We start from the raw sequence: 10068 nt of genomic DNA, 5'->3' as shown, positions 1-10068 counted from the left end.
CAATGCAAAGTTTCCAATAGAGGCATCTGTTGACTGCTTCACAAAACCTCCTACAATCATAGTCGGAATGTTGATTTCTACCAACCGTGTCGCGTGATGGATGGAATTGGTCACGACTGTGACTTGGCGACCCTCCAAAAAAGGAATGATACTGCCTGTGCTTGTCCCAGCATCCAGAAAAATCAAGTCCTGGTCTTGGATCATATTCGCTGCTGTTTCCGCAATTGCGCGTTTCTGTTGAACGTTTTTGACAGATTTTTCAGAAATCGTTTCCTCATCTTGCAAACGAGGACGACCTTCTGCCCCACCATGAACTCGTTTTAAGAGTCCCTCGGCTTCTAACTCATCTAAATCCCGTCGGACAGTTGATTCTGAGCTATCCAATAAAGTAATGAGTTCATCTAAATGAACAAATTGTTGTTGTTGAATCAACTGCAAAATCAGATTGTGTCGTTCCGACTTTAAGATAAAATCACTCCTCTCTATTAATTGCAATCGTTTACAAAAGATATTATACCTTATTTTCTTCCAATGTCAATCATTTTCTTCCAAAATCTCTCAAAATTTTTTAAAGAAGAATGGATTTCAGCAAAAATGTGTTGTAACTGCTTGTACTGATAGCAGGTTTGGTCATGTTATGCTTTTCATTAAAAACCGGGCGAAACAAAAAGAGAGGGGGACAGAAATCGGTCATTCGTGAGAATTCGATTTCGTCGTCCCACCTCCGCACCGTTGAGTAGGGCTGTAAAACGGTTGAAATCAGCGTCGTAGAGCCCACTCAACCACTGCGTCTTGCGCGACCATTCAAAAGCAATTGAGAGGCTAGGACTTTTGTCCCAGCCTCTTGATTTGCGTTATGAGGGTCATCCTCCTGGAGTAAACTGTAAATGGTTGGGCTTTCTAACCTTTTGCAAGGACTTTTTGAATAATCCCTTTCATTTGCTCCATCTCATCCTTTCTGCCAACTGACAGACGAATAAAGCCAGCTAGACGGCCACTCGTGTAGTATTTGAATAGGAAATCTTCTTTTTGAGCGTCTTCAAAAATGGAGGAACAATAAGGCGCTTTAAAGGTAATGAAATTCGTAGCAGATGGTAAGACCAGCATATCTGGTAAAGTCTTCAAGAAAGCGATAAAATCATCTCGCGTTTCCTTGATTGTTTGAACCGACTCCTCTACTGCTTCTTTCTTCTCTAAAGCAACTTTTCCAATCTCAGCTACAATATTGGGCATGCTATAGGGAGGAAGGACTTTATCGATTTCTCTAGCCAGGGTGGGATTGGTTACTGCAAATCCCAAGCGCAAGCCAGCTAATCCAAAAGCCTTTGAAAGCGTTCGAAGGACAATAAGATTTGGATACCGATCAATCAACGGAACAAAGCTTGAACCTTTCGCAAAATCAATATAGGCCTCATCTATCACAACGACCCCATCAAAACCAGCCACAATCGCTTCAAGTGTCCCAGAAGGGTACTCTATCGAACTCGGATTATTGGGATTGGACAGCATGATCACTTTTGCTCCTACTTGATTGGCATAATCTAAGAACAATTGAGGATCAAGAAAAAGACTGTCATCCTGCCAGGCTAAATCATAGCTCGCATAATGAACTCCGTGCATTTCATTGTATACTTGATACATAAAAAAGTCCGGGTTCACCGTCAAAAAGACTTCTCCTGCCTTTAAAAAAGTGGTCACAATCATATGAACCATTTGGTCTGATCCAACCCCTTGCACTAAGTAATTCACGGGCACATGGAGATAAGCGGCATAAGCCTTCAATAATTCCTCATAGCGATTGTCTCCATAATAGGTTAAAACGGAAGGGTCCATCGAAAGAACGGCTTCTTGCGCTAAAGAAGACCAGTCCATCACACGATTTTCATTATCTCCTAAATTATGTTGGACTTTACGAGCTACTTTATAATTCTCAAAATGTGCTAAATCTTCTCGAAATTGAACCATTAAAATTTCATCTCCTTGTCGTTTTGGATGGCAGTAAGCAATTCTTTTTCTTCTTTAGTCAAGGCATAAGTTTCCAGCAAATCCGGTCTACGTTCATAGGTTTTTTTCAAACTTTCATAGAGACGAAAGCGCCGGATGTTCTCATGGTGGCCGCTCAAGAGTACGTCAGGGACCGACATCCCTCGATACTGTGCTGGACGAGTATACTGGGGGTATTCCAACAAACCGGATGAAAAGGAATCATCCGTGTGACTCTTTTCCTTGCCAATGACTTCTGGAATTAAGCGGACTGTCGCATCAATAATGGTCATGGCCGCTAACTCTCCCCCAGTCAAGACGTAATCTCCCAGAGAAACTTCGTCGGTCACCAATGTCTTGATCCGCTCATCATAGCCTTCATAATGTCCACAAATAAAAATCAACTGCTTTTCTTGCGACAATTCTTCCGCATAGGATTGATCAAAGGTCCTTCCAGCTGGATCCAAGAGAATCACACGCGCCTGGTCTTTCGGAATCTGATCCATGGTATCAAAAATCGGCTGGGCTCTCAACAGCATCCCTTGTCCCCCACCATAAGGCTCGTCATCTACATGGCGAGATTTTTCAGCTTGTTCTCGAAAATTATGGTAGTAGATATCGAGAATCCCTTTTTCCCTTGCTTTTCCGACAATTGAATGCTCCAGTGGTGTCAGCATCTCAGGAAACAGACTTAATATATCAATCCGCATCGTCCAATCCTTCCAGCAATTCTACATTGACCCGATGGTTTTTCACATCCACTTCAAGGACAACAGGCGGAATATAAGGGAGAAGTAAATCCTTCTTTCCCTTTCTTTCCACTACCCAGACATCATTGGCACCTGGTTGAAGAATTTCTTTGATTTGACCAATTAATTCTTGACCTTCAAAAACATCTAGGCCGATAATTTCGTGGTAATAAAAATCACCATCTTCCAGTTCAGATAAATCTTCTTCCGCTACTTTTAGTGAAAATCCCTTAAACTTTTCGACATCATTGATATGGTAGAGATTTTTAAATTTGACAATGTCAAAATTCTTTTGCTTGCGATGACTAGCGATTTCCACTTCCATGACAAACTGTTCTTTCTCATCAAAAAGCGACAGTTTATTGCCTTTTTTAAAGCGCTCGTCTGCAAAATCTGTTACAGAAAGAACGCGCAACTCTCCTTGAAGTCCTTGGGTATTCACAATTTTTCCAACATTAAAGTAATTCATGATTTCTCCAGTGTAGTTTATTCAGTATATTTTATCACGTTCAAGGGAATTTCTCAAATGGACTTATCTGCTAGAAACTGCTCTAAATCCCGCTCGTGCTGGTATTTTACTGCTGCTGTTTTATCTTTTTCGAAGATGATTTTAGTAAGATTAATCTCATTGATGGCAGCGATGGCAACCGTATAGTGAATGATGTCAGCGAGTTCTTTTGCCAATTCCTCATTTGAATCCTGGACAGCCGCTTTACGTCCAGAACGTCCATTTAAGACCTCAGCTACCTCCCCAACCTCTTCAACCAGTTTGATAAATAGACCTTCTTCCGTCCGAGACTTCTGATAATGTTCTTTTAAATAAGCTTGTAATTGCCGAATGGTCACTTCTTTCATTCCTTCTCCTTCCAACAAAAAAACGGAACCAAGTCCCGCCTTTTTATTTTTCATCTATTACCAAACGAACTTTTTTATCGGTCGTTGGAACAGAATATACGATGGTTCTTATGGCAGAAATCGTCCGCCCTTTTCGACCAATGACACGACCAATATCAGACTTATCAAGATCTAAATGATATTCCAAAAATTCTGGTGTGTCTTCAATTTTGATAGTCAATTTATCCGGCTGTGAAATCAAAGGCTTCACAATCGTAATAATCAGGTTTTCAATCATATCCATAAGAATCTCTCGCTTTGCTTATTATTTTGAGAATTTTGAATCGTGGAATTTCTTCAAGACACCTTCTTTTGAAAGGATATTCCGAACTGTGTCAGAAGGTTGTGCACCTTTTGACAACCAGTCAAGAACGCGATCTTCTTTCAAGGTTACTTGGTTTTCAGCAACCAAGGGATTGTAAGTACCAACTGTTTCGATGAAACGTCCATCACGTGGAGCACGTGAGTCTGCAACGTTAATACGGTAGAAAGGTTTTTTCTTAGAACCCATACGAGTCAAACGGATTTTTACTGCCATTTATATCAGTCTCTTTTCTTTAAAAATAATAGGTTAGTCATGGACTATAAACTTATTATACCACTATTTCCTCGGGTGTCAAGAAAAAAACTTGACACCTGGGGATTTATTTTTCCTTTTCAATGATGTTTACTAGTCTTCGACACGAATCCTACCATAATGGAATTTTTGATTGGGACGAACGAGGTGGTCAAAACCTAACTGTTCAAAGATAGGATCACGAAAATGTGCTTTGACCAGAATCTGATAACGAGCCACGCGTTTGGCTTCTTGAACCATCTCAAGAGTCAGTGGAGACGAATTGGCCAGTGGATTTAGTCCATCTAGATTATGAGATTCTGGAATAGCTGCGACAAACATAGGATCAAAATAAATAAGATCAAACGAGTTATCTTCCGATTGCTTTAAAAAGCGAAGGCTGTCCGTATGGACAACTTGAATCGCTCGCATGGCCTGATTAATCTGGTCATTCCCTGCGTCCGTCTTACGCAAACCAGCCTCTACTAGGTATGCAATCATCTTTTGGGATTCGAGAGCTGTTACCTGATAGCCCGCATAAGACAAAAGAATACTATCCGTTGCCATCCCCATTGTACAATCTAAAACGGTCTGTATGTCATCCCCTATAAGTTCTAATAAAGGATCACGAGGAGCTTTGATACGGAGCATCGCGGTATCCAAATGGAAAAAGAAGGAACTTCCCTCCTTTTGTTCCAAGATCAGACGATTTTTCGTCACGAACAAGACGTGCTCAGCTATTTGAAACAAATGGGTTAGTGACTTCTTGTTTCGTTCGATATATGGAATCCTTAAATCTTCTGCAATCTCCTTAGCTTCTTGGACTAAATGTGGCTGCATCCCAAGACTAGTGGTAACAATCATTTTCATATCCTTAGTATACCATAAACTGGACTAGCCTAGATGATCACCAGTTCCAGAGAGATCTTGCACCAATCAAAAGAGAGTGGAACAGAAATCGGCCATTCCTTAGAATTCGATTTCGTCGTCCCACCTCCGCACAGTTGAGTAGGGCTGTAAATGCTGATGAAATCAGCCTGGTAGGGCCCACTTAACCACTGCGTTTTGCGCAACAATCCAAAAACAATGGAGAGGCTAGGACTTTTGTCCCAGCCTCTTTTAAAGATTTGAAGCCATTGTTAAATGGCGCGTGTCGTAAAGGAACGGCTTTCCAGCACTTTGATCATGGCATCTGCTGTATCTAGAGCTGTAAATAGGGGGACGCCGTGTTCAATCGCCGAGCGACGGATTTCCTGCCCATCTTCGTCTGCAATTCGCTTTTTACCCACTGTATTGACAATTGCTTGTACGCGACCACTACGCACCAAGGCTGGAATATCATTCGCATTATCATGGCCGATCTTATCTACATAAGTAGAATGGAGACCATGTTCATTTAAATAATCTGCGGTTCCGGAGGTCGCATAAATACCGTATCCTACTGCTTCGAACCGTTTTGCTAAAGCCAAGGCTTCTTCCTTATTCTCATCTGCAATGGTAAAAACAACGTTCCCAAAAGTTGGAAGGTGAAGGTAAGAAGCTTCAAAAGCCTTATAAAGAGCTTTTTCTAGCGTTGCATCAGATCCCATTACCTCACCAGTGGACTTCATTTCAGGACCTAATAGGCTATCGACCTTGGCTAATTTTGTGAAGGAGAACACTGGGGCTTTCACATGGACTAGGTCCGACTCTGGGTACAAGCCAGTCGAATACCCCAAGTCTTCAAATTTTTCACCTAAGATGAGACGGGTTGCAACCTGGGCCATCGGAATTTGGGTTACTTTTGAAAGGAAAGGAACTGTCCGGCTGGCGCGTGGATTGACTTCGATGACATAAACTGTTTCATCTTTAATGACAAACTGAATATTCATCATCCCAACACAATGTAATCCGACCGCTAGTTTATTCGTATAAGCAACGATCGTATCCTTAATCTTCTGAGAGAAAGTCTGAGGTGGATAAACCGCCATGGAATCCCCAGAATGGACACCTGCTCGTTCAATATGCTCCATAATACCAGGGATCAAGACATTCGTACCATCAGAAATAGCGTCCACCTCGCACTCCTGACCGACAATGTAGGAATCCACTAAGACCGGATGGTCTGGACTTGCTTTTACCGCAGTCCGCATGTAAGATCTCAAGTCCTGTTCATTTTCGACAATTTCCATGGCGCGACCACCTAAAACGTAAGATGGCCGAACCAGGACTGGGAAACCAATTTTTCTAGCTGCTTCTACTGCTTCTTCTTCATTCGTCGCAGTTTGACCTGGTGGTTGTGGGATGTCCAAATCTTTTAGAGCTTGCTCAAAGAGATCCCGATCCTCAGCACGATCTAAGTCCTCTACCTGAGTTCCCAAAATGGTCACTCCAGCTTTTGCCAGTGGTTCAGCAAGGTTAATCGCGGTTTGACCACCAAATTGGACAATGACTCCTTTTGGATGTTCCAAATCAATCACATTCATGACATCTTCAAATGTCAAAGGTTCAAAATAGAGCTTATCTGAGACTGAGAAGTCAGTCGAAACTGTCTCTGGGTTGGAATTCATAATAATGGCTTCATAACCTGCTGCCTGTATAGCTTTGACAGAGTGAACCGTTGCATAGTCAAATTCCACCCCTTGTCCGATCCGAATGGGACCAGATCCTAGAACCAAGACCGATTCTTTGCTTGACCGGATTGATTCATTTTCAAACCCATAAGTAGAATAAAAGTAAGGGGTTTCTGACTCAAATTCCGCGGCACAGGTATCTACCATTTTAAAGACAGGACGAATACCTTGCTCCAAACGGAATTGTCGCACAGTTTGTGCATCTGTCTGCCACAAGTCAGCGATCTTCCTGTCGGCAAAACCATTTTCCTTGGCCAGACGTAAAACAGAAGCATCAAAGACATGATGAGCCAATTTTTGCTCAAGCTCGAAAATGCGCAGTAATTTGTCTAAAAAGAAGACATCAATTTTAGTGAGTTCTGCAATTTCATCCGGTGTATAGCCACGACGGATCGCCTCAGAGACATAGAAGAGACGGTCATCCTGCGCTTTTACAATCTTCTCCATCAGCGCATCATCTGTATGACTGGAAAGCTCAGCAATCTCATTATGGTAGACACCGATTTCAAGAGAACGACAGGCCTTAAGGAGCGACTCTTCAATATTCCGTCCGATAGCCATGACTTCTCCAGTCGCCTTCATCTGAGTACCAAGACGTCGTTCCCCATTTTCAAACTTATCAAATGGGAAACGTGGGATTTTCGCAACCACGTAGTCCAACATGGGCTCAAACATCGCATAGGTCGAACCAGTAACTGGATTGATCACTTCATCTAAGGTAAGGCCAACTGCAATCTTTGCAGCTAACTTAGCAATCGGATAACCTGTCGCTTTGGAAGCTAAGGCAGAAGACCGAGAAACGCGAGGGTTTACTTCGATGACATAATATTTAAAACTATGCGGATCTAGGGCCAGCTGGACATTACAGCCTCCCTCAATTTTAAGAGCTCGAATGATTTTCAGACTAGCATCACGAAGCATTTGATTTTCATGGTCGGATAAGGTCTGAGCAGGAGCAAAGACGATAGAATCTCCTGTATGGATTCCCACAGGGTCAAAATTCTCCATATTGCAGACAACCAAGGCATTGTCAGCCGAATCACGCATAACTTCGTATTCGATTTCCTTAAACCCAGCAATGGAGCGTTCAATCAAACACTGCGTGACAGGAGATAGCTTTAAGCCATTTTCAGCAATTTCACGCAATTCGTCTTCATTGGCACACATTCCCCCACCAGTTCCACCAAGGGTAAATGCTGGACGAACAATGACAGGGTAGCCAATCTCATTTGCAAATGAAATAGCTTCTTCCACCGTATTGACAATTTCGGATTCCGGAATCGGTTGTCCCAACTCTTCCATTAATTGCTTGAAGAGGTCGCGGTCTTCTGCCTGGTCAATCGCAGATAGCTTGGTTCCTAAGAGTTCCACTTCAAGCTCCTCAAGGATTCCGTTCTTTGACAACTCCATGGCCATATTGAGCCCTGTTTGACCACCTAAAGTCGGGAGAAGAGCATCTGGTCGTTCTTTACGGAGAATCCGACTGACAAATTCTAGGGTAATTGGTTCAATATAAACTCGGTCCGCAATTTCTTTATCTGTCATGATAGTCGCTGGATTGGAATTGACGAGAACAACCTCATATCCTTCCTCTTTAAGCGCCAAACAAGCTTGTGTCCCCGCATAGTCGAACTCTGCAGCTTGTCCGATCACAATGGGACCCGAACCAATGACCATAATTTTTTGAATATCACTACGTTTTGGCATATGTTTCGTACCAAGAACTACTTTTATCGACAACCTTGTCTTTCAAAGCACCTTCAACGGTTATCCGCCAAAATGGCTTTGCATCAAAAGCGTCCTTCTTTTTCCTTTCTATAGAACAAGTCAGGGTTTTCATTTTGAAAACAATCGTATCCTATTTTTGAGCTTGAAAAGCGTCAATCATCTCCATAAATTCATCAAATAGATAGCTAGCATCATGTGGACCAGGTGCTGCATCGGGATGGTATTGAACAGAAAATGCAGGAAATCTTCTATGGCGTACACCTTCAACAGAATGGTCATTAATTTCCTCATGCGTAATCATCAAATCATCCGGGAAGTTTTCCCGAGAAACAGCATAACCATGGTTTTGACTTGTAAAATCAATCCGACCAGTTGCAATTTCTCGAACCGCGTGGTTAAAACCACGGTGACCAAATTTCATTTTATAAGTTTCTGCGCCATTTGCTTTTGAGAATAATTGATGGCCCATACAGATTCCAAAAATCGGAATCCGTCCTTGTACACCTCGAATCATTTCCAAAGCTTCTGGAACATCATCAGGATTCCCAGGACCGTTTGACAGCATGACACCATCTGGGTTTAGGTCTAGAATTTCTTGGGCTGTTACAGTATGTGGTACCACTGTAATATTGCATTGTCTCTTTGATAACTCTCGTAAGATCGAGTGTTTTAAACCAAAATCTACCAAAACAATGTTTCTTCCTACACCAGGAGCAGGGTAGGCGATTTTAGTCGAGACTTGTTCAATGTTATTGGTCGGCAAGACTGTCGCCTTCAGTTGGCTCATGATATGATCGACTGAATCTCCTTTATCCACCATTGTCGCCTTCATGGTTCCATGTTTTCGGATGATTTTGGTTAAGGCTCTTGTGTCAATACCTGAAATCCCAGGAATGTTTTTAGCCTTCAAAAACTCGTCCAAGGTTAATTGGTTCCGCCAGTTGCTTGCTCGACGTGCCCATTCATAGACGACAACTCCTTTACAGGTCGGAGAAATAGACTCATAATCATCCCGATTGACCCCATAGTTTCCTACTAAGGGATAGGTAAATGTCAAAATTTGTCCATTATACGATTGGTCCGTGATGGATTCTTGATATCCTGTCATTCCCGTGCTGAAAACAATTTCTCCTGTCACATCCACATCTGCGCCAAATCCTTGACCTTCAAAGATGGTCCCATCTTCGAGAACTAATAAGCGTACTGTCATCTTATTCTTCCTTTCTCCCTCTTAAAATAGCCTCTAAAATAGCCATTCGTACAAAGACACCGTTTTGCATCTGGGTTACAATGCGAGATTTAGGGGCTTCAACTAAAGAATCTGCAATTTCAACATCTCGATTGACTGGTGCTGGGTGCATAACAATCGCTTTTTCCTGTAACTTTTGATAACGTTGCTCTGTCAGACCATAAAGGGCATGGTAGTCTTCCCTCGAAAAGTAGGTCCCACTTTCATGACGTTCATGCTGGACGCGCAAGAGCATCAAGACATCCACTTGATCAACCACTTCGTCCATTTCCAAGTATTGACCATACGGGCCAAACT

The 10068-nt window shown here is 42.4% G+C and carries 10 protein-coding genes and 1 pseudogene; all 11 read right to left on the bottom strand.

Going from position 1 to position 10068, the window contains the following annotated elements; genetic code table 11:
* Positions 1-468: DeoR/GlpR family DNA-binding transcription regulator (locus STRDD13_RS01775; RefSeq protein ID WP_156471263.1), on the bottom strand; the 468-nt coding region annotated here is incomplete at its 3' end.
* A gap of 432 nt (positions 469-900) precedes the next feature.
* Entirely contained in the window at positions 901-1965 is a 1065-nt protein-coding gene (locus STRDD13_RS01770) for a pyridoxal phosphate-dependent aminotransferase (protein ID WP_067101080.1), read from the bottom strand.
* Positions 1965-2693: a tRNA (guanosine(37)-N1)-methyltransferase TrmD gene (gene trmD, locus STRDD13_RS01765; protein WP_067101076.1), complete on the bottom strand. Its 729-nt coding sequence runs from the start codon at positions 2691-2693 to the stop codon at positions 1965-1967. The genes STRDD13_RS01770 and trmD overlap by 1 nt, the downstream gene beginning before the upstream one ends.
* On the bottom strand, positions 2683-3201 hold the full coding sequence (gene rimM / locus STRDD13_RS01760; protein ID WP_067101073.1) for a ribosome maturation factor RimM: 519 nt from the start codon (positions 3199-3201) through the stop codon (positions 2683-2685). The genes trmD and rimM overlap by 11 nt, the downstream gene beginning before the upstream one ends.
* Before the next feature lie 53 nt (positions 3202-3254).
* The gene (locus STRDD13_RS01755; RefSeq protein ID WP_067103144.1) at positions 3255-3587 is read right to left on the bottom strand and encodes a MazG nucleotide pyrophosphohydrolase domain-containing protein; all 333 of its coding nucleotides are present in this window, start codon (positions 3585-3587) and stop codon (positions 3255-3257) included.
* A 43-nt stretch (positions 3588-3630) separates the two neighbouring features.
* Positions 3631-3870 carry a KH domain-containing protein gene (locus STRDD13_RS01750; protein WP_067101070.1) on the bottom strand — a complete coding sequence of 80 codons (240 nt, stop codon included), beginning with the start codon at positions 3868-3870 and terminating at the stop codon, positions 3631-3633.
* Between the two features lie 21 nt (positions 3871-3891).
* On the bottom strand, positions 3892-4164 hold the full coding sequence (gene rpsP / locus STRDD13_RS01745) for a 30S ribosomal protein S16 (RefSeq protein WP_067101066.1): 273 nt from the start codon (positions 4162-4164) through the stop codon (positions 3892-3894).
* Positions 4165-4296: 132 nt separating this feature from the next.
* Entirely contained in the window at positions 4297-5052 is a 756-nt protein-coding gene (locus tag STRDD13_RS01740) for a class I SAM-dependent methyltransferase (RefSeq protein ID WP_067101063.1), read from the bottom strand.
* A gap of 269 nt (positions 5053-5321) precedes the next feature.
* Positions 5322-8501: a carbamoyl-phosphate synthase large subunit gene (gene carB, locus STRDD13_RS01735; RefSeq protein WP_067101061.1), complete on the bottom strand. Its 3180-nt coding sequence runs from the start codon at positions 8499-8501 to the stop codon at positions 5322-5324.
* 151 nt (positions 8502-8652) lie between these two features.
* Positions 8653-9732: a carbamoyl phosphate synthase small subunit gene (locus tag STRDD13_RS01730; protein ID WP_067101058.1), complete on the bottom strand. Its 1080-nt coding sequence runs from the start codon at positions 9730-9732 to the stop codon at positions 8653-8655.
* Position 9733: 1 nt separating this feature from the next.
* Positions 9734-10068: pseudogene (locus STRDD13_RS01725) on the bottom strand (aspartate carbamoyltransferase); the annotation flags it as partial.

It is taken from the genome of Streptococcus sp. DD13 (assembly GCF_001578875.1).
Classification (GTDB): domain Bacteria; phylum Bacillota; class Bacilli; order Lactobacillales; family Streptococcaceae; genus Streptococcus.
The sequence above is the reverse complement of the archived record's forward strand: the minus strand, read 5'-3'. Positions and strand labels throughout refer to the sequence as shown.

Bases quoted from the DNA above. Each gene is read 5' to 3' on its own strand.
- carB (WP_067101061.1), bottom strand. From the start codon at position 8,501: ATGCCAAAACGTAGTGATATTCAAAAAATTATGGTCATTGGTTCGGGT.
- STRDD13_RS01770 (WP_067101080.1), bottom strand. From the start codon at position 1,965: ATGGTTCAATTTCGAGAAGATTTAGCACATTTTGAGAATTATAAAGTA.
- rpsP (WP_067101066.1), bottom strand. From the start codon at position 4,164: ATGGCAGTAAAAATCCGTTTGACTCGTATGGGTTCTAAGAAAAAACCT.
- STRDD13_RS01755 (WP_067103144.1), bottom strand. From the start codon at position 3,587: ATGAAAGAAGTGACCATTCGGCAATTACAAGCTTATTTAAAAGAACAT.
- STRDD13_RS01730 (WP_067101058.1), bottom strand. From the start codon at position 9,732: ATGACAGTACGCTTATTAGTTCTCGAAGATGGGACCATCTTTGAAGGT.
- STRDD13_RS01750 (WP_067101070.1), bottom strand. From the start codon at position 3,870: ATGGATATGATTGAAAACCTGATTATTACGATTGTGAAGCCTTTGATT.
- STRDD13_RS01740 (WP_067101063.1), bottom strand. From the start codon at position 5,052: ATGAAAATGATTGTTACCACTAGTCTTGGGATGCAGCCACATTTAGTC.
- trmD (WP_067101076.1), bottom strand. From the start codon at position 2,693: ATGCGGATTGATATATTAAGTCTGTTTCCTGAGATGCTGACACCACTG.
- rimM (WP_067101073.1), bottom strand. From the start codon at position 3,201: ATGAATTACTTTAATGTTGGAAAAATTGTGAATACCCAAGGACTTCAA.